The organism is Cytobacillus purgationiresistens, from assembly GCF_030813235.1.
Classification (GTDB): domain Bacteria; phylum Bacillota; class Bacilli; order Bacillales; family Cytobacillaceae; genus Cytobacillus; species Cytobacillus purgationiresistens.
In genome coordinates this window covers 77658-102869 of record NZ_JAUSUB010000007.1, presented here as the reverse complement: position 1 = coordinate 102869, position 25212 = coordinate 77658, and the positions used below count along the sequence as shown (strand labels likewise).

Annotated in this window: 21 protein-coding genes; all 21 read left to right on the top strand. The window is 38.6% G+C overall.

Going from position 1 to position 25212, the window contains the following annotated elements:
• Nucleotides 1–6 precede the first annotated feature (6 nt).
• The 21 genes from J2S17_RS10150 (at nucleotide 7) to nusA (ending at nucleotide 25208) form a co-directional block, all read left to right on the top strand.
• Nucleotides 7–1104 carry a protein-glutamate methylesterase/protein-glutamine glutaminase gene (locus J2S17_RS10150; RefSeq protein ID WP_307474429.1) on the top strand — a complete coding sequence of 366 codons (1098 nt, stop codon included), beginning with the start codon at nucleotides 7–9 and terminating at the stop codon, nucleotides 1102–1104.
• Nucleotides 1105–1124: 20 nt separating this feature from the next.
• Complete coding sequence (locus tag J2S17_RS10145) at nucleotides 1125–3167, top strand: chemotaxis protein CheA (RefSeq protein WP_307474427.1); 2043 nt, start codon at nucleotides 1125–1127, stop codon at nucleotides 3165–3167.
• 114 nt (nucleotides 3168–3281) lie between these two features.
• On the top strand, nucleotides 3282–3731 hold the full coding sequence (locus tag J2S17_RS10140) for a chemotaxis protein CheW (RefSeq protein ID WP_307474426.1): 450 nt from the start codon (nucleotides 3282–3284) through the stop codon (nucleotides 3729–3731).
• A 4-nt stretch (nucleotides 3732–3735) separates the two neighbouring features.
• Nucleotides 3736–4395: a chemotaxis protein CheC gene (locus tag J2S17_RS10135; RefSeq protein WP_307474423.1), complete on the top strand. Its 660-nt coding sequence runs from the start codon at nucleotides 3736–3738 to the stop codon at nucleotides 4393–4395.
• The gene (locus tag J2S17_RS10130; protein WP_307474421.1) at nucleotides 4389–4877 is read left to right on the top strand and encodes a chemotaxis protein CheD; all 489 of its coding nucleotides are present in this window, start codon (nucleotides 4389–4391) and stop codon (nucleotides 4875–4877) included. The genes J2S17_RS10135 and J2S17_RS10130 overlap by 7 nt, the downstream gene beginning before the upstream one ends.
• A gap of 183 nt (nucleotides 4878–5060) precedes the next feature.
• Nucleotides 5061–5816 carry a FliA/WhiG family RNA polymerase sigma factor gene (locus J2S17_RS10125; RefSeq protein ID WP_307474419.1) on the top strand — a complete coding sequence of 252 codons (756 nt, stop codon included), beginning with the start codon at nucleotides 5061–5063 and terminating at the stop codon, nucleotides 5814–5816.
• A 40-nt stretch (nucleotides 5817–5856) separates the two neighbouring features.
• On the top strand, nucleotides 5857–7257 hold the full coding sequence (locus J2S17_RS10120) for a flagellar assembly protein A (RefSeq protein ID WP_307474417.1): 1401 nt from the start codon (nucleotides 5857–5859) through the stop codon (nucleotides 7255–7257).
• A gap of 16 nt (nucleotides 7258–7273) precedes the next feature.
• Nucleotides 7274–7573 carry a hypothetical protein gene (locus J2S17_RS10115; RefSeq protein WP_307474416.1) on the top strand — a complete coding sequence of 100 codons (300 nt, stop codon included), beginning with the start codon at nucleotides 7274–7276 and terminating at the stop codon, nucleotides 7571–7573.
• A 9-nt stretch (nucleotides 7574–7582) separates the two neighbouring features.
• Nucleotides 7583–8173 (top strand): hypothetical protein, encoded by a 591-nt coding sequence (locus J2S17_RS10110; protein ID WP_307474414.1) that lies wholly within the window; start codon nucleotides 7583–7585, stop codon nucleotides 8171–8173.
• A gap of 149 nt (nucleotides 8174–8322) precedes the next feature.
• Nucleotides 8323–9024, top strand: coding sequence for a 30S ribosomal protein S2 (gene rpsB, locus J2S17_RS10105; protein WP_307474412.1), 702 nt, complete (start codon nucleotides 8323–8325; stop codon nucleotides 9022–9024).
• Between the two features lie 369 nt (nucleotides 9025–9393).
• Entirely contained in the window at nucleotides 9394–10275 is an 882-nt protein-coding gene (gene tsf / locus J2S17_RS10100; RefSeq protein WP_307474410.1) for a translation elongation factor Ts, read from the top strand.
• Nucleotides 10276–10453: 178 nt separating this feature from the next.
• Complete coding sequence (gene pyrH / locus J2S17_RS10095) at nucleotides 10454–11179, top strand: UMP kinase (protein ID WP_307474408.1); 726 nt, start codon at nucleotides 10454–10456, stop codon at nucleotides 11177–11179.
• Nucleotides 11179–11736, top strand: a complete 558-nt coding sequence (gene frr, locus J2S17_RS10090; protein WP_307474406.1) for a ribosome recycling factor — start codon at nucleotides 11179–11181, stop codon at nucleotides 11734–11736. Before pyrH ends, frr begins: the two co-directional genes overlap by 1 nt.
• Nucleotides 11737–12376: 640 nt before the next feature.
• Nucleotides 12377–13153 carry an undecaprenyl pyrophosphate synthase gene (gene uppS, locus J2S17_RS10085; protein ID WP_307474404.1) on the top strand — a complete coding sequence of 259 codons (777 nt, stop codon included), beginning with the start codon at nucleotides 12377–12379 and terminating at the stop codon, nucleotides 13151–13153.
• Nucleotides 13154–13172: 19 nt separating this feature from the next.
• On the top strand, nucleotides 13173–13967 hold the full coding sequence (locus J2S17_RS10080) for a phosphatidate cytidylyltransferase (RefSeq protein WP_307474402.1): 795 nt from the start codon (nucleotides 13173–13175) through the stop codon (nucleotides 13965–13967).
• Nucleotides 13968–14045: 78 nt separating this feature from the next.
• Nucleotides 14046–15188 (top strand): 1-deoxy-D-xylulose-5-phosphate reductoisomerase, encoded by a 1143-nt coding sequence (locus J2S17_RS10075; RefSeq protein WP_307474400.1) that lies wholly within the window; start codon nucleotides 14046–14048, stop codon nucleotides 15186–15188.
• Nucleotides 15189–15255: 67 nt separating this feature from the next.
• Nucleotides 15256–16521 carry an RIP metalloprotease RseP gene (rseP, locus tag J2S17_RS10070; protein ID WP_307474399.1) on the top strand — a complete coding sequence of 422 codons (1266 nt, stop codon included), beginning with the start codon at nucleotides 15256–15258 and terminating at the stop codon, nucleotides 16519–16521.
• Between the two features lie 134 nt (nucleotides 16522–16655).
• The gene (locus tag J2S17_RS10065; RefSeq protein WP_307474397.1) at nucleotides 16656–18356 is read left to right on the top strand and encodes a proline--tRNA ligase; all 1701 of its coding nucleotides are present in this window, start codon (nucleotides 16656–16658) and stop codon (nucleotides 18354–18356) included.
• 544 nt (nucleotides 18357–18900) lie between these two features.
• Nucleotides 18901–23226, top strand: a complete 4326-nt coding sequence (locus J2S17_RS10060) for a PolC-type DNA polymerase III (RefSeq protein WP_307474395.1) — start codon at nucleotides 18901–18903, stop codon at nucleotides 23224–23226.
• A gap of 313 nt (nucleotides 23227–23539) precedes the next feature.
• Complete coding sequence (rimP, locus tag J2S17_RS10055; protein ID WP_307474393.1) at nucleotides 23540–24010, top strand: ribosome maturation factor RimP; 471 nt, start codon at nucleotides 23540–23542, stop codon at nucleotides 24008–24010.
• 64 nt (nucleotides 24011–24074) lie between these two features.
• Nucleotides 24075–25208: a transcription termination factor NusA gene (nusA, locus tag J2S17_RS10050; RefSeq protein WP_307474391.1), complete on the top strand. Its 1134-nt coding sequence runs from the start codon at nucleotides 24075–24077 to the stop codon at nucleotides 25206–25208.
• Nucleotides 25209–25212 lie beyond the last annotated feature (4 nt).

The following is a 25212-nucleotide window of genomic DNA, read 5'->3' as shown; positions in this document are numbered from 1 at the left end:
GTTTTTTTGAAGAGAATAAAAGTGCTGATAATCGATGATTCTGCTTTTATGAGAAAGCTCATTTCAGACTTTTTATCAGAAGATACCGGAATCGAAGTGATTGGTACTGCGAGAAATGGAGCAGACGGGGTAGCTAAAGTAATGGCGTTAAAGCCGGATGTGGTTACATTGGATATTGAAATGCCAATTATGGATGGCCTTAAAGCCTTGAAGCAAATTATGCATGTGCAGCCATTGCCAGTAATTATGTTATCCAGCACGACCAAAGATGGTGCGGATAATACGATATTCGCTATGAAGAATGGTGCATTTGACTTTATTGCCAAACCATCAGGCCCTATTTCACTAGATTTAGAAAAAATTAAGGAAGAATTAATCGAAAAAGTGAAATTTGCAAGTGGTGCAAACATAAATGAATTACTAAACTCTCCAAATTCTGATAAAAAGGCTATAAAAGCACAGTTAGGATATAGTAAAATAGAACTGGGTATAAATAATCAATCAGATGAGGCTGTTCAATTTAGGACGAACCATAGTCCTTCGCTTATATGTATTGGAACATCAACTGGGGGCCCGAGGGCACTGACAAAAGTCCTCTCGGAATTACCGAAAACCATTAATGCGGTTATATTAATTGTGCAGCACATGCCGCCTGGGTTTACAAAATCCCTCGCTAATCGCTTGGATCAGTTATCAAATATTTCTGTCAAAGAAGCTGAGAATGGTGAGGTTTTGCATAAGGGAACTGCTTACATTGCACCAGGGGGTTACCATTTAACAGTTAAACAGTCACTGCAGACTCTTAAAGCCAACCTTTCACAAATGCCACCGAGAAATGGTCATCGGCCATCAGTGGATATTTTGTTTGATTCTGTTAGTGAAATAGTTAGCTATCCAAAGATAGCAGTCATCATGACTGGAATGGGGTCAGATGGAGCAGAAGGGCTGACGTTAATGAAAAAAAGAGGAACTGTCATAGCAATTGCGGAATCGAAAGACACAGCTATTGTCTATGGGATGCCTAAAGCAGCCGTTGCTACTAATCATATTGATGAAGTCAAATCTATTAACGAAATAGCTGAAACGATAATGAAATACGTATAAAGCTGGGGAGTGCGGACTATATGGAAATGAGTCAATATTTAGAAGTGTTCATTGAAGAAAGTAAAGAGCATTTACAAGCTTGTAATCAACTATTACTAGATTTAGAGAAAAATCCCACTGATTTAAAAATTGTCAACGATATTTTTCGGTCTGCACATACATTAAAAGGAATGTCTGCAACGATGGGATATGAGGATCTAGCTAGTTTAACCCATCAGATGGAAAATGTGCTCGACGCCATCAGGAACCAAAAGATAATTGTGGATACAAATGTTTTAGATGTTGTCTTTCAATCTGTCGATGATCTTGAAGCAATGGTTGAGTCTATCGCGAATGGCGGAGACGGAAAGCGTGATGTTTCGAATGTAGTTACCAAGCTTAAAATGATTGAAGACGGTGAAAGTCCTGTTCAAGTTGACCAAACTGCTGCAACCTTAGAAGAATTAAAGCCATCAAGCGGAGCCAGTCAGCCGAACGTATTATATGATGATTACGAAATGACAATCATTATGCAATCTAAGGAACTAGGATATGAAGCGTATGAGATGACTATAACACTTAGAGAAGATTGTTTGCTGAAAGCGGCTCGGGTGTTCATGATATTTGAAGTGTTGGAGAAAAACGGCGAAATCGTCAAAGCAATGCCTTCTACAGTGCAGCTGGAAGAAGAGGACTTCGACCAAAGCTTTGCTGTAACCATGATCACAAATGAAAATATTGACATGATTAAAGGTCAGGTATTAAAAGTATCGGAAGTAGAATCGGTCATGATATCTACGGTTCAAAATCAGGGAAGCAGCAGCTCTTCTGACAGTGAGTGGGATGAGCCGCAATTACCTGATGAATTAAAAACTCTGTCAGGGCCAGCTATATCAGAAAAGGACAATGATGCAAAGCCGGTAAAGCCGCAAAATAATAAAACGATTCGTGTCAATATTGAACGATTGGACATCCTGATGAATCTATTTGAAGAATTGGTCATAGATCGCGGTCGTTTAGCGCAAATTTCCCAAGACATGGATAATCAAGAGCTACAGGAAACCGTTGAGCATATGTCGAGAATCTCCAGCGATCTTCAGAATATCATTTTAAATATGAGAATGGTCCCAGTGGAGACTGTCTTTAATCGATTTCCGAGGATGGTTCGTCAGCTGGCACGTGATTTAAATAAAAAGGTGGATTTAGAGATTATTGGCGCGGAAACCGAACTGGATCGTACAGTCATTGATGAAATCGGTGATCCACTTGTCCATTTACTTAGGAATGCACTTGACCATGGCATTGAAACACCGGAAGAGAGACGCCTGAATGGGAAGCCAGAAGCGGGGACAGTGGTATTAAAAGCGTTTCATAGCGGAAATCACGTATTTATTGAGATAGAAGATGATGGATCAGGTATTAACAAGGATAATGTCTTAAGAAAGGCCATGAAAAAAGGAATTATCAACGAACATGAGATGATTAATCTATCTGAGCAGGAAATATACCAATTAATCTTTTCATCTGGCTTTTCAACGGCAGATAGAATTTCGGATGTATCTGGGCGTGGCGTAGGTCTCGATGTAGTAAAAAGTACAATTGAGTCTCTTGGAGGGTCTGTGTCAATTGATTCGCAAGAAGGAAAAGGTTCTATTTTCTCCATCCAACTACCTTTAACATTGTCTATTATTTCTGCGATGCTGGTTGAAATACAATCAGAGAAATATGCTATCCCGTTGTCATCCATTATAGAGACGGCGATTGTTAAGAAAGCGGACGTTATGCATACGCATAACCAGCAAGTAATAGATTTCCGCGGAAAGGTCGTCCCGTTATTGTACTTAAAAGATATATTCGAAATAGAAACTAGCTATCCTGAAGATGATAATGTATTATCTGTAGTCATTGTCCGTAAGGGTGAGAAAATGGCAGGAATTGTTGTTAATTCCTTTATTGGGCAACAGGAAATTGTTTTAAAGTCATTAGGTGATTATTTAGCAAATGTGTTTGCAATTTCTGGTGCTACCATTCTAGGAGATGGTCAAGTAGCGCTAATTCTGGATTGTAATGCATTGATTAAATAGTTTAATAGGGCATGGTGGAGAAACTATTCTTTAATAGAGGAATAATTAGTTGAAATGTACTGACCATGTACCTCGGTGATTGCTTCGTACATATCAATTTAGGGGAGTGAAGAAATGGTAGAAACGATAACTGACCATATAAAATTAATTGTATTTCAGCTTAAGGACAAGGAATATGCGATTGCAGTAAATGAAGTGCTCTCAATAGAAAAAGTAGACCATATTACGAGGGTGCCGGGCACATCGAAGTACGTAAAAGGTGTAATTAATTTACGCGGAATCGTTGTACCTATCATAGACCTAAGATCTAGATTTGAAATTGATGAAGCCGTTTATACTGAAAATACTCGAGTGATTATTGCTGCAATCAATGAAATACAAGTGGGACTCATCGTTGATTCTGCCAATGATGTGATCGATATTGCTGGAGATGCATTAGAACCTTCTCCAGAGGTCATTGGGACAGAAGTAGCGGACTACATTAAAGCAGTAGCGAAAATAAACAGCCGATTACTTATCCTAATCGATCTTGAGAAGGTTTTAGCTGCATCAGAGGAGAGTTAAAGTGGTGACTAATAACCCGCCCTTCGTTTTGCAGCAATTTTCAGACAAACAGATGGATTTATTAAAGGAAGTCGGGAATATTGGTTCAGGACATGCTGCGACCGCTTTATCAACTTTATTGAATAGAAAAATTGAAATGAAGGTTCCGAATGTCGAGTTTGTCACTTTTGAAGAAATGTTTGACTTGGCAGGTGGAGCAGAAAACAAGATCGTTGGTCTTTTTTTACGAGTGGATGGAGAGGCTGCAGGTAATATGTTTTGCCTTTTATCTGTAGACCAAGCGCAAATAATTGCTAAGGAAATGCTTCAACAGCAAGGCTTTCCATTTGAGGGACTACATCATGAAATGTCCAAATCACTGTTGCAAGAATTAGGCAATATTCTTTCAGGTTCGTATCTGGCAGCCATAGCCGATTTAACAAATTTATCTTTATATCCTACTGTCCCGTCCATCAGCATTGATATGGCCGGGGCGATTATCAGTCATGGACTTCTTGAATTATCAACAGCCAGTGATGTTGCGATTGTGGTCAATACTTCTTTGCATGAAGTCGATGAGACAAGTTCTATATTTAATGGAGATATTATTCTCTTATTAGACTCATCATCCTTTTCACAGCTTTTTCAAGCTTTGGACGTTAGGGGAAAATGTGAAACATGTTAGAAATTGTGAAAGTTGGTATAGCAGATTTAAATATTGTAAAAGCACCACAATTAATCAGGACTTCTGGATTAGGTTCATGCGTTGGAGTTGTTTTATATGATGAAGAAAAAAAAGTGGCTGGTCTTGTTCACGTGATGCTTCCCGATTCTGCACTAGCAAAGGCAAATATGCTGAATCCAGCAAAGTTCGCAGACACCGGAATTCAAGAACTGCTCGTTCAATTAGCTAAGAATGGCGCTAGAAGATCTAAGCTTAAGGCCAAGATTGCCGGTGGAGCACAGATGTTTCAATTTGAATCTGGCAGGGATTTAATCCGGATAGGTAGCAGAAATATCGAGGCGGTGAAACAGGAGCTTCGTTCTTTGGAAATTAATTTAATTGCTGAAGATATTGGCGGAAACAACGGAAGAACGATTGAGTTCAATCCGGATGATAGTAGTTTAATGATAAGAACAGTAAATAAAAGTATAAAGTATATATAAAACTATTATATAGGTATTTAGACTGATCAAATATATCATTCATCTTACTAATTACGGGTTATAATTTGATAAAAGGAAATTGTTTTAAAGGGGGTGTAACTCTGGCAGCTATTACTAATTTGATGGATAAAATATTATATCCAGAATAATGATAGATTCAGTATAATAGCTTCCAGATACTACATGGTACAACAAGTGACAGAAGATCTAGCTTGGCAAAATTGGGTATGTAATCGCGATGCAAACTCAGGAGATTTCCTAGTAAAAAAATATATGCCTCTTGTTAGTTATCATGTGCAGCGCATTTCAGTTGGCCTTCCGAAAAATGTCGCACGAGATGAACTTACAAGTCTTGGTATGATTGGATTATTTGATGCACTGGAAAAATATGACCCTAGCCGGGATTTGAAGTTTGATACTTATGCCTCCTTTCGCGTAAGGGGAGCTATAATTGATGGGTTAAGAAAAGAAGATTGGCTTTCAAGAAGTACGAGAGAGAAAACGAAAAAAGTCGAGGCTGCAATTGAAAAGCTGGAACAGCGTTATATGAGGAATGCTACAGTTGAAGAAATAGCCCATGAAACAAATATGACCGTGGGTGAAGTATATAATTTAATGAATGAACAATTGGTTGCCAACGTTCTCTCAATTGATGAAAAACCCGTAGACAACGAATTTGAAGATTACTCTTATGTTATAAATGATGACAGAGCGATACTTCCAGAGAAAAGAATATTGAAAAATGAAACCTTGGCTGAATTATCAGAACGGATTACTCAGTTGAATGACAAGGAGCAGCTCGTTATTAGCTTGTTTTATAAAGAAGAATTGACATTAACTGAAATAGGGGAAGTAATGAGCCTTTCTACTTCAAGAATCTCCCAAATCCATTCTAAAGCAATTAGTAAGCTAAAGATTGCCTTAGAAAAAGTAATCTAGTGAAAATCACTATGATCGGTAATTGTAAAGGAGGAGTGTTATGGATGGGCATTGGAAAGTAACCATTTCCGAGGATCGTTTGCAGGCTGAACTTGAGCTTTGCTCTACAGATCACAAGTGGTCCTTTGATGAACTTTTACACATGCTTAAGACTAAGGGAATTATCCATGGTGTGAAAGAAGATGTAATAGAAAGAATGAATCAACATCCAACTTTAGTCGAATATCCCGTTCTTATTGCAGTAGGGACTCCTCCGAAAAGCGGTAAAGATGCCTATCTTTTAAAAGAGGAATATAATGAAGAAAGTGGCAGAAGAGAAAGACTGAATTACTTAAATTATCGATATACTGCCAGTGTAAAACAGGGGAGTTTAATAGCCACTATGATTCCTCCAACACCAGGATTCAACGGAATGGATGTCCTTGGTCATGTCATTCCTGCGAATAACGGAGAATTATCAAAGGTGAGTGCTGGCAGGAATGTCATTCAAAATAACCACCACTTCTATTCACTGATTGACGGCGAAATTAGTTTAACTGAGAAAAATCTATCAGTGAATCCTATTTTTCAGGTAGATGGTGATCTTGAATATAAGCAAGGCGAGATTAATTTTGACGGGAATGTCATAATTAAAGGAAATGTTTTATCCGGCTGCATCATCAAGGCTAATGGTGATATTAAGATTTTTGGAATGGTTGAAGAAGCGACTCTCCAAGCGAATGGTCATATCCTTATCAAAGGAGGAGTATCAGGAGGGAAGACAGGGTTTATCCGTGCGAACGGCAGCATTCATGTGAATTATCTTAACCAAGCCGCTGTTTGGTCAGGGCAGGACATCCATGTACATAAATCAATTTTACATAGTAGATTAGAAGCGAAAGGTTCAATCCTCTCTCATCAAGCTATTCTCATAGGCGGCACCCTCACATCAAAAGGAAATATCCATGTTAAAGAAATAGGTAACCATTTGTTTGCAAAAACAGAGATATGTTTAGAAGAAAATAATCAATCTTATTTGAGGTTATGTGAAATAACCTCTGATTTAATGAGGCTTAAAGAAAATCATACTAAATTAACGAAGATTGAAGAAAAAATTCTTAAAGCTGCAAGATTGGCCGGCAGAATGTCTGTGGAGCATAGGCAGCTGCTTATTAAACAAAAGGCTACTAAAAATCACCTTTCTACTAAAATATCCAAATTAATGGATGAGCAGGCAAAGCTTGCGAAACATAATCTTGCCCATACAGGGGGGCAATTATTTGTCTATGAATCTCTTTTTCCAAATACAAAGATTAATTATGGAAAATACGCAAAGCTCTTTAGCCAAAAGTATCATCACATAACCATTTCATTTTCAAAAAGCGAATTTATCATCGCACCAATAAATGAAATAGAAAAGAATAAAAACCAATCAACTGAGACACCGCTTCTAAGATCATAATAGGGGTGAATTTAATATGAGTTTAAAGTTGATTGAACTTCAAGTTGCACTTCCCAGAATTCAGGATGCTGGTAAGCTCCAAGAGCAGTTGCAGCAGCGTGGGCAAAATATGAGTGATATCGTTGCACAAATGGGGCAAAGGGATGCTGACAAATTAAAGAGCACGATCATAAAAAATGAGCAAAGCAATAAGATCAATAATGAACGGAACAGGGAAAGAGGAAGCGACTGCGAGTCAGGCGGAAGCGAGAAGGAAACGGATGAACAGAAGTGTGATCACCCATACAAAGGGAACGTTATCGACTATAGCGGATAGAGGGATGAGATGACTACTTTTCTACTTTTACTTAGTATATTTTTAAATCTGGTTGCATTATTTGCGATCGTGATATTATATACAAGACAAAATCGTTTAAGCGAAACAGAAAAAACACAAGAACGAAATCTTGAATTAATGGAAGAGGTTCTTTCTGCTTATATGATACAAATGAAAGAAGAAAACGAAGCGTTTATTAAACGTATGAGCCAAGCAGAATCAGCACCAATTGAAAAGGCACCAATCGAAGGCGATAAGCTGGACGAAAAGTCTTTTTCAGCCTATTTAGACAGGTCGACAGCATATCGGGCATCACAAGCATATAAGAGCCATGCCGAAAACATGGCAGGTGACAATGATAAGATTTTGTTACATGAACTGGACGATTCAATCGATATGCCCGGAGAGAAACAACCGATTGTGCCTGAAGTACACTTCTCAAAGGAAAACCAAGAAACAGCGGATCAGCAACAAACGCTAATCAATCAAGTGATTCTTTTGAAAAATCAAGGTTTAACTAATAATGATATCGCTAAAAAACTACATAAAGGCAAAACAGAAATAGAACTACTTCTGAAATTTCGGCAAAAAGACACATAAAAACTTGATTACAAATGATAGTTATGCTATATTAACAAATGGTGTTAATACACACGCTTATTGATTTAGCTGGATGGTGCTGTTGATACAGTTACCAGTTGAAGATGATGTAAGCGGAGGAAAACAAAAACCATTAGGAGGAAATTCACATGTCAGTAATTTCAATGAAACAATTGCTTGAAGCTGGTGTACACTTCGGACACCAAACACGCCGTTGGAACCCAAAAATGAAAAGATACATTTTCACAGAGCGTAACGGTATCTACATCATCGACCTTCAAAAAACAGTTAAAAAGGTTGAAGAAGCTTATAACTTCGTTAAGGACCTTGCTGGTAACGGCGGAACAGTTCTTTTCGTTGGTACAAAAAAACAAGCACAAGATTCTGTTAAAGAGGAAGCAATCCGTTCTGGTATGTATTATGTAAACCAACGTTGGTTGGGTGGAACTTTAACAAACTTTGAAACAATCCAAAAACGTATTTCACGTCTTAAAGATATCGAAAGAATGTCTGAGGATGGAACTTTCGAAGTACTTCCTAAAAAAGAAGTTGTTCAATTGAAAAAACAACAAGAGCGCTTAGAAAAATTCTTAGGCGGAATTAAAGATATGAAGGGCCTTCCTGATGCTTTATTCATCATTGACCCTCGTAAAGAGCGTATTGCAGTAGCAGAAGCACATAAATTGAATATCCCGATCGTTGGTATCGTTGATACAAACTGTGATCCGGATGAAATCGATGTTGTAATCCCTGCAAATGATGACGCTATTCGTGCGGTAAAACTTTTAACTGGTAAAATGGCAGATGCAATTCTTGAAGCTAAACAAGGTGAAGAAGTTACAACTGCTTAATTGAAAAGCGAAGTCGCCTTGCTCAGCCTCGCGCGAGCTAAAATCGCCACGCCCTGTGGCAACACTCGCATGACCCACATCCTGTGTGGGCCTCAAGCTTAAGACGGATTAGAAATGAATGAAGGCTATTTCGCCTTCGATTATATTTTGGTATGTGAGCTCGAGAAAGGCTAGGCGGTAGAAGCTGGACAAAAGAAAAGCGTAATTTTTAAAAAAGGTGATAATAGGGAGCCCCTTTATCACCTTTTTTTAAGAAAAAGAATCAATTATTTGAATTCGCAAATAGTTAAATGAAAATAATGATGTTTTTCGAAACAGAAATTTGGTAAAGACTATCATTACATAAATGATTATAAGGAGGATTCCATAATGGCAATTACTGCGCAAATGGTAAAAGAATTACGTGAAAAAACAGGTGCTGGAATGATGGACTGTAAAAAAGCACTTCAAGAAGTAGACGGTGATATGGAAAAAGCAATCGACTTCCTTCGTGAAAAAGGGATTGCGAAAGCTGCTAAAAAAGGCGATCGTATTGCTGCTGAAGGTTTAACTGCTATTAAAGTAGACGGAAATGAAGCTGTAATCATCGAAGTTAACTCTGAAACTGATTTCGTTGCTAAGAACGAAGGATTCCAAAATCTTGTTCAAGAATTAGCCGATCACATACTAAGCACTAAACCTGCTTCTATTGAAGATGCAGTTGCTGCAACAATGTCAAACGGTGCTACTGTTGAATCACATATTAACTCTGCAATTGCAAAAATTGGGGAAAAATTAAGTCTTCGTCGTTTCGAAGTGAAAACTAAAACTGATAACGATGCTTTTGGTGCTTATCTTCATATGGGTGGTCGCATTGGTGTGTTAACAGTAGTTGAAGGATCAAATGACTCAGATGCAGCTAAAGATGTTGCGATGCATATCGCTGCATTAAATCCTAAATACGTTTCTCGTGACGAAGTTTCTTCTGATGAAGTTGAGCGCGAGCGTCAAGTATTAACTCAACAAGCATTAAACGAAGGCAAGCCAGAAAAAATCGTTGCAAAAATGGTTGAAGGCCGCTTAAGCAAATATTTCGAAGATGTTTGTGTAAACGATCAAGCATTCGTTAAAAATCCTGATCAAAAAGTTGGTCAATTCGTTGAATCTAAAGGCGGAAAAATCCGTGAGTTCGTTCGCTTTGAAGTAGGAGAAGGTATCGAGAAACGTGAAGATAACTTCGCTGAAGAAGTAATGAACCAAGTTAAAAAATAAGCTTAAACAACAATAAATAACTTCAACGGGGAACACAGTGTGTTCCCTGTTTTTCAGAGAAAACTCGCTATTTAACGAGGTCAAAATGATAGTTTCAATGTAAATGAGCCCCAGCACGATGATGAAGTGGTAAAAGAATTGTGCTGGCTGCTCTCTAAACTTAATTATGGAGGTTCATATGAGCAGCCCTAAATACAAACGTGTTGTCTTAAAGTTAAGTGGTGAGGCTTTAGCCGGAGAGCAAGGATTCGGAATCAACCCATCCGTAATTAAATCGGTTGCAAACCAAGTAAAAGATCTAGCTGAACTCGACGTTGAAGTCGCAGTAGTTGTAGGTGGGGGAAATATTTGGCGTGGTAAAATCGGTGAAGAAATGGGCATGGATCGCGCAAATGCAGATTATATGGGCATGCTTGCAACGGTTATGAATTCCTTGGCACTTCAAGATAGTCTTGAACAGCTTGGCATTGAAACAAGAGTGCAAACATCGATAGAAATGAGACAGGTTGCAGAACCCTATATTCGAAGAAAAGCAATTCGTCATCTAGAGAAAAAACGTGTGGTTATATTTGCAGCTGGAACAGGTAATCCATATTTCTCTACAGATACAACTGCAGCATTACGTGCCGCTGAGATTGAAGCGGAAGTAATCTTAATGGCGAAAAATAATGTGGACGGGGTATACTCTGCCGATCCACGTATTGATAAAGACGCTAAGAAATATGATGAACTGACGTATTTAGATGTTATTAAAGAAGGCTTAGCAGTAATGGATTCGACTGCATCTTCTCTATGTATGGATAATAATATTCCACTGATTGTCTTCTCAATTATGGAGCAAGGAAATATTAATCGCGCCGTTTTGGGTGAGCCAATCGGAACAATCGTAAGGGGGAAAAAATAATGCCACAAACGATCATTGCTAATGTTAAAGAAAGAATGACAAAAGCAATCCAAGCTTATACACGTGAACTAGCAAGTATCCGTGCCGGAAAAGCAAACGCTTCACTTCTAGACAGAATCACTGTTGAGTATTATGGAGCGCCAACGCCAATCAATCAATTAGCGGGTGTATCAGTGCCTGAAGCACGCTTGCTCGTTATTCAACCCTATGATAAATCAGTGCTAGGAGAAATTGAAAAAGCAATCCTGAAATCAGATATTGGGCTTACGCCAACTAATGATGGAAATCTAATCAGATTATCCATTCCTCAGTTGACGGAAGAGCGCCGCAAAGACTTGGTTAAAATCGTTAGAAAAGAATCTGAGGAAGCTAAAGTCGCAGTTCGCAATATTCGTCGCGATGGTAATGATGACCTGAAGAAACTTGAAAAGAATGGCGATATTACTGAAGATGATTTACGTGGATTCTCAGATGATATTCAAAAGACTACAGACGAATTTATTGCTAAGGTTGATAGTATTACAAAAGATAAAGAAAAAGAAATACTTGAAGTATAAGTTAAACGTAAATATAAAATAAACCCTCTAACAAACTTAGGGGGTTTTTTTAAAATGGATAGATCCTTTGATGCCCCCATTTGTCTCTCGGAAATGGACAGAGAGCAATTAGCTTCAATATATTTTTCCAAACTTATAGGCTTTTTAGAGCTATCTATATGTTTTTTTGGTATGATATTATCATGTGAATTTTACATGTAAAAAATGAGTTAGCTTTTCAAAGATTCTTGATTATTGTATCGATAAAATAAATGGAATGCATGTAAAATTTTCATGCATCATTCTATATTTATCAGGTATGAATTCATGTTGTTTGGAAGGTCGTTTAATATATTGATAAAATGTTTCGTTACATGCGTTTCGTAATGCATTTACACGAATCACTTGAATTCTCCATTGATAGATTGGTTTTTTTTACCTATAATGAATATATAATAAATGGATAAGTCGATTGTAAACTAATCGCTTTATATTAAGACCTTCGAGAGAACATAGGAAAGGTAAATAGGTTTCGTTGGGATATAGACAGAGGTCCTCTTGAACAGCAAATATCATTCTAATACCGGTAAAGCTATAGTGGTCTGATTCTAACAAGCTTTACATTGGAATGAGGGGCAACCTATTTAAAAGGAGCATTCAAATGTTTGATAAAATGAAGCTTTGGAAGAATAATATTGATTCTTCTGATCTCCAAGAAAGAATCATAAAGCTAAAGGAACAACAGGTTCCTTCACATGTCGCGATTATAATGGATGGAAATGGACGATGGGCAAAGAAAAGGTCATTACCAAGAGTTGCAGGGCATCATGAAGGGATGAAGGTTGTTCGAAAAATAACCAGATTCGCTAATAACCTAGGGGTAAAGACGTTAACTTTATATGCCTTTTCAACAGAAAATTGGAAAAGGCCGAAAATGGAAGTTGACTTTCTTATGAAGCTCCCTGAAGAATTCTTAGGAACTTTCCTACCTGAATTAGTCCAAGAAAATGTTCAGGTGCGCATGATGGGCAACAAAGACTTTTTGCCAAAATTCACGTTGAATTCTATAGAGAAAGCAATTGAAGCGACCAAACATAACGATGGCTTGGTTTTGAATTTCGCTATGAATTATGGGAGCAGAGCAGAAATCCTTGAAGCTGTTAAGCATGTCTTAACAGATAGTAGAAGTGGTATAATAGATGAAGAACAACTTACAGAAGAAGTATTTTCTTCCTATCTCATGACGGATGGAATGTCCGATCCAGATTTATTAATTCGGACAAGTGGAGAAATACGTTTAAGTAATTTCATGCTATGGCAGCTAGCGTATTCAGAATTTTGGTTTACAGATGTATTGTGGCCAGATTTTAATGAAAATCACTTTGCCGAGGCAGTTGAAGTATTTCAAAAGCGTCAAAGGCGCTTTGGAGGAGTTTAATAAAGGTGTTGAATAAGAAATGAAACAGAGAATTATTACAGCGATTATTTTTGTAGCAATTTTGATCCCACTTGTCATACTAGGAGGAGTACCTCTCATGATTCTGGCTTATTTTCTTGCCACAGTAGGCTTATTTGAACTCATGAGAATGCGCAAACATGGCATGTTTTCCATCCCAGGAATTATATCATTATTGCTTCTTTGGCTGTTATTACTGCCTAAGCAATATGAATATGTTCTGACCGATATGAACTTTTCAAAAATGGATTTTTTGCTTATAGGTGGGCTTTTATTACTTACATATTCAGTAATATCGAAAAATCGTTTTACATATGATGATGTGGCATTTACGATTCTTTCTACAATATACATAGGGTTAGGGTTTCATTATTTCTTTGAAACGAGAGAAGCGGTGAATGGATTAACATTTATCTTTTATTCCTTATTTATCATTTGGGCTACTGATTCAGGGGCTTACTTTATTGGGAAGTCCTTCGGAAAAAGAAAGCTTTGGCCAGAAATTAGTCCAAACAAAACAGTAGAAGGGTCATTGGGTGGAGTAGCTAGTGCTCTCGTCGTGGCAATACTATTTGCTGTATTTACAGAAATTGATGCAACCTTGCTTCAACTGACGGTTATTACAATTATTTTATCAGTATTCGGTCAGATTGGTGATCTCGCTGAATCTGCATTTAAACGCCATTACGGTGTGAAAGATTCCGGAAATATTTTACCGGGTCACGGTGGAATACTAGATCGGTTCGATAGCTTACTTTTTGTTTGGCCACTGCTTCATATTTTGCATTTGATCTAAGCTCATATAAAACTTTCGTGTAAAGGGTGCCTTTGCTTTATTAAAAGGGATCGTCGCTTTAAGAGGAGATGAAACGAATTGAAACATATTAGTTTAATGGGAGCAACTGGTTCAATTGGCACACAAACCTTAGATGTCATTAAACAGCACCCAGAAGAATTTAGGCTAGCTGCATTCTCAGTTGGGAAAAACATTGAGTTAGCCAGAAAAATAATTGCTGAATTTCAGCCTGAACTCGTATCTTTAGCAGAAAAAAATTCAGCAGATATGCTTAAAGCAGAATTTCCAGGCATAACATTTACATATGGACAGCATGGATTAACAGAGGTTGCCGTGTATCATCGCTCAACCGTTGTGGTAAATGCAGTTCTTGGTAGTGTAGGACTGGAACCCACACTACAAGCAATTGAAGAAAAGAAAACAATTGCGATTGCCAATAAAGAGACACTTGTTACAGCTGGTCACCTCGTGATGGAAGCTGCGAAAAGCAATGGTGTTTCTCTTTTACCGGTCGATAGTGAACATTCTGCAATCTTTCAAGCGCTTCAGGGTGAAAGAGAGAAAAATATTGAAAGACTCATCATTACTGCATCAGGTGGAAGTTTCAGAAATAAATCAAGAGACGAGCTCAAAAATGTAAGCGTAACGGAAGCATTGAATCATCCCAATTGGGCAATGGGGGCAAAAATCACGATTGATTCAGCTTCAATGATGAATAAAGGCTTAGAGGTAATAGAAGCTCATTGGTTATTTTCCTTGCCATATGAAAAAATAGATGTTCTTTTGCATGATGAAAGTATTATTCATTCAATGGTGGAATTTCATGACAGCAGCGTCATTGCACAACTTGGAACCCCAGATATGAGAGTGCCTATTCAATATGCTTTAACCTATCCGGACAGGCTCCCCCTTCACTCTTCAAATCGATTGAATTTAGCAGAGATTGGTAAACTCCATTTTAAAGAAATGGACTTTGAAAGATTTCACTGTTTAAAACTAGCTTATGAGGCAGGTAAAGTCGGTGGAACGATGCCTACAGTATTGAATGCTGCCAATGAAGCAGCAGTTGCAGCGTTTTTGGAGGATAAAATTTCCTTTTTGCAAATTGAAGACTTAATAGAGAGTGCGTTAGAAAAGCATAATCCAATCTATCACCCTAATCTTGCTGAAATTCAAGAAATTGATGCGGAAACAAGAGGATTGGTAAACTCGCTTCTATAAAAGAAGGTTTAAAATATTGGTCAAAAAAGAATACCTGTTTTTAAACTTTAAAAAAGGTGGTTAGATCTTGAGTACAGTTATAGCCTTTATCATAATTTTTGGGGCACTCGTTTTTTTTCATGAATTAGGGCATTTAATTTTCGCAAAAAGAGCAGGTATTTTATGTCGGGAGTTCGCAATTGGAATGGGTCCGAAAGTGTTCTCATTCACAAAAAATGACACGCTATATACGATCCGTTTACTTCCTATTGGCGGATATGTCAGGATGGCCGGAGAAGACCCCGAAATGGTTGATATTAAACCAGGCTATCGAGTTGGATTACAATTAAATGATCAAAATGAAGTTCAAAAAATAATTTTAAATAATAAAGATAAATATCCGAATGCAAGAATTATAGAAGTCGAGCAAGCTGATATCGAGCATAAGCTGTTCATTAAAGGTTATGTAGAAGGGGAAGATGATGAGCAACTGCAAACATTCCCAATAAACAACCGTGCAGTGCTTGTTGAGGACGGGAATGAAACATTAATCGCTCCTTATGACCGTCAATTTGCTTCTAAAACATTAGGTCAAAGAACAATGGCCATATTTGCAGGCCCGATGATGAACTTTATTTTAGCGTTTGTGGTATTTGTTATCATTGCCATTTTACAAGGGATGCCTTCTAACGACCCTGAGTTAGGGCAATTGACTCCTGATGGCGCTGCGCTAGAATCGGGATTAAAAGAAGGCGATATTGTTCAAAGCGTAGCAGGTGCTGAAATATCCAGCTGGCAGGATGTTGTAGAAATCATTCGTCAAAACCCGGAGAATGAGCTTGAATTCCATGTTGAACGTAATGGTGAAGAGCTTTCTATCCCGGTAACACCAAAAGTACAAGAAGTTGAAGAAGGCGATAGTATTGGCGTCATTGGAGTTTATAGCCCAATGGAAAAAAATCCATTGAAAGCTGTTGTTTACGGTGCGGAAGAGACTTATTTATGGACGAAGGAAATCTTTATTATTCTAGGTAAATTAGTCTCTGGGCAATTTACAATTGATGCCTTATCTGGCCCGGTTGGGATATATGTTTCCGTGGATACGGTCGCTCAATCTGGAATTTATTATTTAATGAAATGGGCAGGCATCTTAAGTATTAACCTTGGAATTATGAACCTCTTGCCTATTCCAGCACTTGATGGAGGCAGACTAATGTTCTTCGCTATTGAGGGGATAAGAGGAAAGCCGGTAGACCGTCAAAAAGAAGGAATGGTTCACTTTATCGGATTTGCTCTACTCATGCTGCTCATGCTCGTCGTTACATGGAACGATATTCAAAGATTTTTCTTATAAGAAAGATGAAACTTTGCCCACGAGTCTTTTAAGCAAAAAGAAAAATTTATAAATGTGGCTCAGGTTCCAATCCGATTAATGGATATGGAATCTGAGCCTTGATATTGATAATAAGAAAATAGGGGTGCTAATAGATGAAACAGAGTATGTCGCTTATTCCTACACTAAGAGAAAACCCTGCAGATGCAGAAGTCAGAAGCCATCAACTATTATTAAGAGCAGGATATATGAGGCAAAACGCCAGCGGAATCTATAGTTATTTACCGCTTGCTCGCAGAGTTCTGCAAAATATTGAAAAGATCATCAGAGAAGAATTAGATCATGCTGGAGCAACGGAATTGTTAATGCCAGCTCTTCAACAAGCAGAGCTTTGGCAAGAATCCGGCCGCTGGTACACTTACGGTTCAGAATTGATGAGAATGAAGGACCGGCATCAGCGTGAGTTTGCATTAGGGCCAACACATGAAGAAGTCATTACTAGTTTAGTGAGAGACGAAGTCAAATCCTATAAACGCTTGCCGCTTTCGCTTTATCAAATACAAACGAAGTTTCGCGATGAGAAGCGCCCTCGATTTGGCTTATTAAGAGGTAGAGAGTTTATTATGAAGGATGCCTATTCTTTCCATGCATCACCAGAAAGCTTAGACGAAACATATGATAAATTCTATCAAGCCTACTCGAATATCTTTACAAGAGCTAACTTGAATTTTAGAGCGGTCATTGCTGATTCAGGTGCAATGGGCGGGAAAGATACGCATGAGTTCATGGTACTCTCTGATGTAGGTGAAGATACAATCGCTTATTCTGATACTTCCAATTATGCAGCTAATATTGAGATGGCACCAGTTGTCACGAAGTATGAGCAGCGAAGTGAAGAGCAAAGAGAACTGACAAAAGTTCAAACAGAAAACCAAAAAACGATTGAAGACATTTGCTCCTATTTAAGCGTTTCAGCGGAACAATGCATAAAAACTTTATTATTTAGAGCGGATGATCAATATGTACTTGTACTTGTTCGCGGTGATCATGAAGTAAATGATATTAAACTCAAGAATTTATTAGAAGTTGATTCGGTTGATCTAGCGGGAGCGGAAGAGACTAAGAAAATTCTAGGCTGTGCAGTAGGCTCGCTAGGTCCGATTGGTGTTGAAAACATTGAAATCGTTGCTGACCACGCGGTAAAAGCTCTCGTAAATGGTGTTTGCGGTGCAAATGAAGAAGGTTTTCATTTTACCAATGTGAATCCTGAAAGAGACTTTAAAGTTAATCGCTTTGAGGATTTACGCTTTATCTTACCAGGAGATCCTTCTCCAGATGGACAAGGTGTAATCAAATTTGCTGAAGGAATTGAAGTAGGCCATATATTCAAGCTTGGAACAAGGTACAGTGAAGCAATGAATGCAACGATTTTGGATGAAAACGGCAGAGCAAAGCCCATGATTATGGGATGTTATGGCATTGGTGTGTCCCGTGTAATGGCAGCCGTGGCAGAACAGTATAACGATGATAAAGGATTTGTATGGCCAGCGAACATCGCGCCATTTCATATTCATTTAATTGCAGTGAATATGAAAGATCAAGATCAAGCAAACCTATCTGAGGAACTTTACAGCCAACTTAAAAAAGCACGATATGAAGTGCTATTAGATGATCGAATTGAACGGCCGGGTGTGAAATTTGCAGATTCAGATTTAATTGGTCTTCCAGTTAGAGTGACTGTCGGCAAGAAAGCAAATGAAGGTATTGTAGAGGTTAAAGATAGAAAAACAGGCGAGATGGAAGAAGTGCATATTGACCAATTGCAAGATGCCATTTCCAAAATGATATCTATGTAATATTAAAACGGCGGGTTTCATGAATCATGAAGCCCGTTTCTTTTTTTAAAAGGCTCTTTTCTAAAAGATTGTTATTTTTTCATAGGTTTTGATAAGACAAACCATGGATAAAAAAGTTGATTGGAACGGGTGTGCGAGACTCCTGCGGGAGCATAGCGACGAAGAGGCTCACCGCCCGCCCGCGGAAAGCGAGCACCTGGAGAGGCAATCAATGCCTACCTGCGAAAAGCAACAAAGTATACGAAAACAGCCTTTTTATAAGATAAGAAAGTTTAACTTTTATAAGGTAGGAAAATGTCTAGCGCAAGCGTCCTACCCCCAAGGGTGGTCTAGGGGAATCCTCCCAGAAAGGAAAAGAACACCCTTCAGTGAAGCTTGTCTTTTGCTATACCTGAGGGTAAGTAAGGCGCCTAGCATTTTTCTAATTGGAAATACCTTAAGTTTTGTAAACTAAAACGTTCATAAAAATAGCAGGGAATATGATATAATAAATTCCGTTCAGCAACCATTCGACAGAAGAAATTATTAAAAAGGGAGAGAGAAGATGAGTGAATCCATTGGAAAAAAAGAACGATTCCAACTCTTGCTCCAACAGCTGCAATTAACTGAAGATGCGTTTGTAAAGCATTTTCAACATGCACAAATAGATAAGGTTATGATTGAAAAACAAGCAAAGAGATGGCATTTTATTTTTAAGTTTCAACAGATTCTGCCATCTAGTGTTTTCAATCGTTTTTCCGCTCAGCTGGAGAAAACCTTTTCACATATTGCAAGAACTTCTTTTTCTATTGAAGTTGAGGATCAACAATATAATGAACAGCTTGTACTAGACTATTGGCATAACTGTGTTCATGAGCTACAGGGCATTTCACCGCCAATTTTAAAGCTATTAAATGAACAAATACCTACTATACGAGGAAATAAATTAGTCATTACGGTAAGAAATGACATGGAAGGCCGATCCATTAAAAATAAATATACTGAACTGGTTACAGCCAGTTACCAAGCATTTGGATTCCCTTCGTTCGTTATTGATACTGAATTAAAGGCTGAAGAGTCTAATGAAGAATATGAAAAGTTTTTAGAAGCTAAGAGAAAAGAGGATCAAGAGCGCGGACTTCAAGCAGCCATTGAAATGGAAAAGAAAGCCGCAGCAGAAGCGAATAGTTCAGACGCGGCTATTCCTCAAGGTCCTTTGATGGTCGGTTTAACAATAAAAGATGATGCAGATTATCGTAAATTAGTTGATATTATCGATGAGGAACGAAGAGTTGCGGTAGAAGGCTATGTATTCTTTGCAGAGACAAAAGAGCTGCGCAGTGGGAGAACGCTGTTAACCTTTAAAATTACGGACTACACAAGTTCAATTCTTGTGAAAATGTTCTCAAGGGATAAAGAAGATGCTGCACTTTACCAGCATGTAAAAAAAGGTATGTGGTTGAAAGTTCGAGGGAGCATTCAAAATGATACATTTGTTCGTGATTTAATCATGATGGGTAACGATATAAATGAAATTAGACCGAGTGAGCGAAAAGACACTGCGCCTGAAGGAGAAAAAAGAGTAGAGCTTCATCTTCATTCACCGATGAGTCAAATGGATGCAGTTAGCTCTGTCAGTTCCCTTGTGACTCAAGCGAAGAAATGGGGCCACAAGGCAATCGCCATTACCGACCATGCAGTTGCACAATCCTTTCCTGAGGCGTTTGGTGCAGGGAAGAAAAATGATATAAAGATCTTATACGGAGTTGAAGTTAATCTGGTGGATGATGGTGTGCCTATCGCATATAATGATGCCCACAGAAAAGTCACGGACGATACTTATGTGGTTTTTGATGTAGAAACGACAGGATTATCGGCAGTGTACGATGCCATTATTGAACTTGCTGCAGTAAAAATCCATGATGGTGAAATCATTGACCGTTTTGAATCGTTTGCCAATCCGCATCATCCGCTTTCAGCGACGACAATCAATCTTACTGGGATTACTGATGACCTTGTAGAGAATGCACCAGAAATTGAGGAAGTGTTGAAGAAATTCTATGCTTGGACAGGCGACGCTGTCCTTGTTGCTCATAATGCTTCCTTCGATATGGGCTTCTTAAATGTCGGATATAAGAAAATCGGGATAGGAAAAGCGACGAATCCAGTAGTAGATACGCTTGAGCTGGCAAGATTTCTGCATCCTGAAATGAAAAATCACCGATTGAATACACTCGCAAAAAAATTCGATGTGGAATTAACCCAGCATCACCGGGCGATTTATGATGCAGAAGCGACTGGTTATTTATTATTAAAAATGCTTAAAAGTGCCGGTGAAAAAGGAATAGAATATCATGATCAATTCAATGATAATATGGGCCAAGGCAATGCTTACCAGCGTGCGCGGCCATTCCATTGCACCTTGCTTGCGCAGACAGAAGCCGGTCTTAAAAACCTTTTCAAACTCGTTTCTATTTCTCATCTTGAGTACTTTTATCGTGTTCCTAGAATTCCGAGGTCTGTTCTGCAAAAGCATAGAGAGGGTATCCTTGTTGGTTCTGGCTGTGCAAAAGGGGAAGTCTTTGAAGGAATGATGCAGAAGTCTCCTGAGGAAGTGGAAGAAACAGCTCAATTCTATGATTATATTGAAGTGCATCCGAAACAAGTATATGCTCCTTTACTAGAGATGGAACTTGTCCGTGATGAAAGGGCATTGGAAGAAATTATTACGAATTTAGTGAAATTAGGAGAAAAGCTTGAATTACCTGTCACGGCGACAGGTAATGTTCACTACTTGAATCCCAATGATAAAATATATAGAAAAATATTGGTTAATTCGCAAGGTGGAGCCAACCCGCTCAATCGACATAATTTGCCGGATGTCCACTTTAGATCAACGAATGAAATGCTCGATGCTTTCTCATTCTTAGGAAGTGACAAAGCTAAGGAAATAGTTGTTGAGAATACGAATAAAATTGCTGATATGATCGATTCTATCAAACCAATAAAAGATGACTTATATACCCCGAAGATTGAAGGTGCGGATGAAGAGATGCGGACCATGAGCTATGATATGGCGAAAAGCATCTATGGAGAGCCGCTGCCTGAAATCGTGGAAGCACGATTGGAGAAAGAGTTAAAAAGTATAATCGGTCACGGGTTTGCAGTCATCTATCTTATCTCGCATAAGCTAGTTAAAAAATCTCTGAATGATGGGTACCTAGTTGGTTCTCGTGGTTCGGTGGGTTCATCCTTTGTCGCTACGATGACAGAGATTACCGAGGTAAACCCGTTATCTCCACATTATGTCTGTCCTGATTGCAAGCACTCAGAGTTTTTCAATGACGGTTCAGTTGGTTCTGGATTTGACTTGCCTGATAAAGATTGCCCAGAATGCGGTCAGAAATATAGAAAGGATGGTCACGACATACCATTTGAAACCTTTCTAGGCTTTAAAGGAGATAAGGTACCTGATATTGATTTGAACTTTTCAGGTGAATATCAGCCTCGGGCTCATAATTATACTAAACAGCTGTTTGGTGAGGAATACGTATACCGTGCAGGTACCATTGGAACAGTAGCGGATAAAACAGCATTTGGTTATGTGAAGGCGTATCAGCAGGATAATAATCTGCAAATGCGAGGCGCGGAAATTGACAGGCTCGCATCTGGCTGTACGGGTGTGAAAAGGACAACTGGCCAACATCCAGGGGGAATCATTGTTGTCCCCGACTATATGGACATTTATGATTTTTCACCCATCCAATTTCCTGCTGATGATCGAAATTCTGAATGGAAAACCACTCATTTTGATTTTCATTCCATCCATGACAATTTGCTAAAGCTTGATATTCTTGGTCATGATGATCCAACGGTGATTAGAATGCTGCAAGATTTAAGCGGTATTGATCCAAAGACGATTCCTACAGATGACCCTGAAGTGATGAAAATCTTCAGTGGGACAGAGTCACTTGGAGTAACTCAAGAACAAATCATGTGTAAAACTGGCACATTAGGAATACCAGAATTCGGGACGCGTTTCGTACGCCAAATGCTTGAGGATACGAAGCCCACAACCTTCTCAGAGCTTGTACAAATCTCTGGACTCTCACATGGTACAGATGTATGGTTAGGAAATGCCCAAGAGCTTATTCACAATAGCATCTGTACGCTAAGTGAAGTAATTGGTTGTCGTGATGATATAATGGTCTATCTGATCTATCAGGGACTAGAGCCGGCATTTGCCTTTAAAATCATGGAATCTGTCCGAAAAGGTAAAGGACTTACCGAAGAGATGGAAGCCGAAATGAGAAAGAACGAAGTGCCAGAATGGTATATCGATTCATGCTTAAAAATCAAATATATGTTCCCGAAAGCCCATGCTGCTGCCTATGTATTGATGGCAGTTAGAATCGCGTATTTCAAGGTCCATCATCCGTTAATGTATTACGCAGCATACTTCACTGTAAGAGCGGAAGATTTTGATATTGATGCAATGGTGAAGGGCGCACAAGCTATACGGTCAAAAATTGATGAAATTAACGCAAAAGGCCTTGATGCATCAACAAAAGAGAAAAACTTGCTGACAGTGATGGAGCTTGCATTGGAGATGAATGAAAGAGGCTTCAACTTCAAGAAGGTGGACCTCTATCAATCGAGCGCAAGTGAGTTTCTTATTGATGGAACGTCGCTTATCCCTCCGTTCAATTCCATTCCTGGGTTAGGAACCAATGCAGCCTTTAATATTGTCCAGGCGAGGGGAGTAGGGGAATTCTTATCTAAAGAAGACCTTCAGAAGCGCGGGAAATTATCTAAAACGATTATTGAGTATCTTGATAATCATGGATGCTTAGAGGCACTACCAGAGCAAAATCAGCTCAGCCTATTTTAAGAGAAGAGTCACCTTCAAGGCTTACTCATACCAGTACCTGACAGCAATTCCATTTGCATAAAAAATATGGTTATGGTATAGTTTTATTGGAAATACTACGGATAACTTCGCAAACGAGAGTGGGGCAACCCACTCTTTCGTCTTGTTCACGGACTATGAATGAAAAGTTAAAAGTATGTTAATATCCGGCAGGTACTTTTTAAAGGGTAAGCCATTATTAAGGGCAGTTTGTCAACTTTCACAGAAGTTGAATGAAATGAGTCACTGGCACCCTCTACTTAATGAAGAGATTGGATGTAGAAGGAGGGATATTATGAGCAAAGTGACTGAGCAGGTGGAACAATTAGTCACCCCTATTTTAAGTGATCTTCAACTAGAATTAGTTGATATAGAATATGTGAAAGAGGGAAAGGATTGGTTCCTGCGCGTCTTTATTGATAAAGATTCAGGTGTGGATATTGAAGAGTGCGGAACAGTGAGTGAACGTTTAAGCGAAAAGCTCGATGAGGTTGATCCAATTCCTTACAACTATTTCTTGGAGGTCTCTTCACCGGGAGCAGAGCGCCCTCTTAAAAAAGAGCAGGATTTTGAAAAAGCAGTCGGAAAGAATGTATTTATCAAAACATATGAACCGATTGATGGCAAAAAAACGTTTGAAGGTGTTTTGTCAGGGTTCGATGGAAAGTTTGTGACTGTTGACGTTAAGATTAAAACAAGGAAAAAGAGTATTGAGATTCCTTATGATAAAATTGCCAACGCACGGTTAGCCGTGGTTTTTTCATAAGAAGGATGCTTCGCTTAAGCTAACAAGCATTTTTGTATTTCAATTAAAGGGGGATAAAAATCTCATGAGCAGTGAATTATTAGATGCTCTAGTATTGCTTGAAAAAGAAAAAGGCATTTCAAGAGAAGTAATCATTGAGGCGATTGAAGCGGCATTAGTGTCAGCCTATCGCAGAAATTTTAACCAAGCTCAAAATGTACGCATCGACTTAAACCTTGGAAGCGGGATAATGAAAGTATTCGCTCGTAAAGAAGTGGTTGATGAAGTATTTGACCCAAGGCTTGAGATTTCTGTAGAGGATGCACAAAGATTAAATCCAAACTATGTAGTGGAAGATATCGTTGAATTAGAGGTTACACCAAAGGACTTCGGCCGAATTGCTGCACAAACAGCTAAACAGGTTGTTACACAACGTGTTCGCGAAGCTGAAAGAGGAATCATTTACTCTGAATTTATCGATAGAGAAGAAGATATAATGACTGGGATTGTACAGCGCCAGGATCCAAAGTTCATTTATGTGAGTTTAGGAAAAATCGAAGCCATTTTGCCTGTCAATGAACAAATGCCAAATGAGCAGTATCGTCCCCATGATAGAATAAAAGTTTTCCTTACAAAAGTGGAAAAAACAACAAAAGGACCACAAATCTTTGTATCAAGAACCCATCCTGGTTTATTGAAGAGATTATTTGAAATTGAAGTGCCTGAAATCTATGATGGAACAGTCGAACTTAAGTCTGTTGCCCGTGAAGCAGGAGATCGCTCTAAGATTTCGGTTCATTCTGACAATGCTGAAGTAGATCCTGTTGGTTCATGTGTAGGTCCTAAAGGATCTCGTGTCCAAGCAGTAGTTAATGAGCTGAAGGGTGAAAAAATTGACATTGTGAAATGGTCTGCAGATCCGGTTGTTTTTGTAGCCAATGCTCTTAGCCCGTCTAAAGTTCTAGATGTAATTGTTAATGAAGATGACAAAGCTACGACTGTTATCGTCCCGGATTATCAGCTTTCATTAGCCATTGGTAAACGTGGACAGAATGCAAGATTAGCAGCGAAGTTGACCGGGTGGAAAATTGACATTAAATCAGAAACAGAAGCAAGAGAATCTGGAATCTATCCTCGTGATGAAGAACTGTTGTTAAATTACGATCACGAAGAAGAGGATCAAGAGGTTGAATATACCTTCCCTGAAGATAAGGAATAAGGGG

Bases quoted from the DNA above. Each gene is read 5' to 3' on its own strand.
- J2S17_RS10145 (WP_307474427.1), top strand. From the start codon at position 1,125: ATGGAAATGAGTCAATATTTAGAAGTGTTCATTGAAGAAAGTAAAGAG.
- J2S17_RS10140 (WP_307474426.1), top strand. From the start codon at position 3,282: ATGGTAGAAACGATAACTGACCATATAAAATTAATTGTATTTCAGCTT.
- J2S17_RS10130 (WP_307474421.1), top strand. From the start codon at position 4,389: ATGTTAGAAATTGTGAAAGTTGGTATAGCAGATTTAAATATTGTAAAA.
- J2S17_RS10125 (WP_307474419.1), top strand. From the start codon at position 5,061: ATGGTACAACAAGTGACAGAAGATCTAGCTTGGCAAAATTGGGTATGT.
- J2S17_RS10120 (WP_307474417.1), top strand. From the start codon at position 5,857: ATGGATGGGCATTGGAAAGTAACCATTTCCGAGGATCGTTTGCAGGCT.
- J2S17_RS10115 (WP_307474416.1), top strand. From the start codon at position 7,274: ATGAGTTTAAAGTTGATTGAACTTCAAGTTGCACTTCCCAGAATTCAG.
- J2S17_RS10110 (WP_307474414.1), top strand. From the start codon at position 7,583: ATGACTACTTTTCTACTTTTACTTAGTATATTTTTAAATCTGGTTGCA.
- rpsB (WP_307474412.1), top strand. From the start codon at position 8,323: ATGTCAGTAATTTCAATGAAACAATTGCTTGAAGCTGGTGTACACTTC.
- tsf (WP_307474410.1), top strand. From the start codon at position 9,394: ATGGCAATTACTGCGCAAATGGTAAAAGAATTACGTGAAAAAACAGGT.
- pyrH (WP_307474408.1), top strand. From the start codon at position 10,454: ATGAGCAGCCCTAAATACAAACGTGTTGTCTTAAAGTTAAGTGGTGAG.
- frr (WP_307474406.1), top strand. From the start codon at position 11,179: ATGCCACAAACGATCATTGCTAATGTTAAAGAAAGAATGACAAAAGCA.
- uppS (WP_307474404.1), top strand. From the start codon at position 12,377: ATGTTTGATAAAATGAAGCTTTGGAAGAATAATATTGATTCTTCTGAT.
- J2S17_RS10080 (WP_307474402.1), top strand. From the start codon at position 13,173: ATGAAACAGAGAATTATTACAGCGATTATTTTTGTAGCAATTTTGATC.
- J2S17_RS10065 (WP_307474397.1), top strand. From the start codon at position 16,656: ATGAAACAGAGTATGTCGCTTATTCCTACACTAAGAGAAAACCCTGCA.
- J2S17_RS10060 (WP_307474395.1), top strand. From the start codon at position 18,901: ATGAGTGAATCCATTGGAAAAAAAGAACGATTCCAACTCTTGCTCCAA.
- rimP (WP_307474393.1), top strand. From the start codon at position 23,540: ATGAGCAAAGTGACTGAGCAGGTGGAACAATTAGTCACCCCTATTTTA.
- nusA (WP_307474391.1), top strand. From the start codon at position 24,075: ATGAGCAGTGAATTATTAGATGCTCTAGTATTGCTTGAAAAAGAAAAA.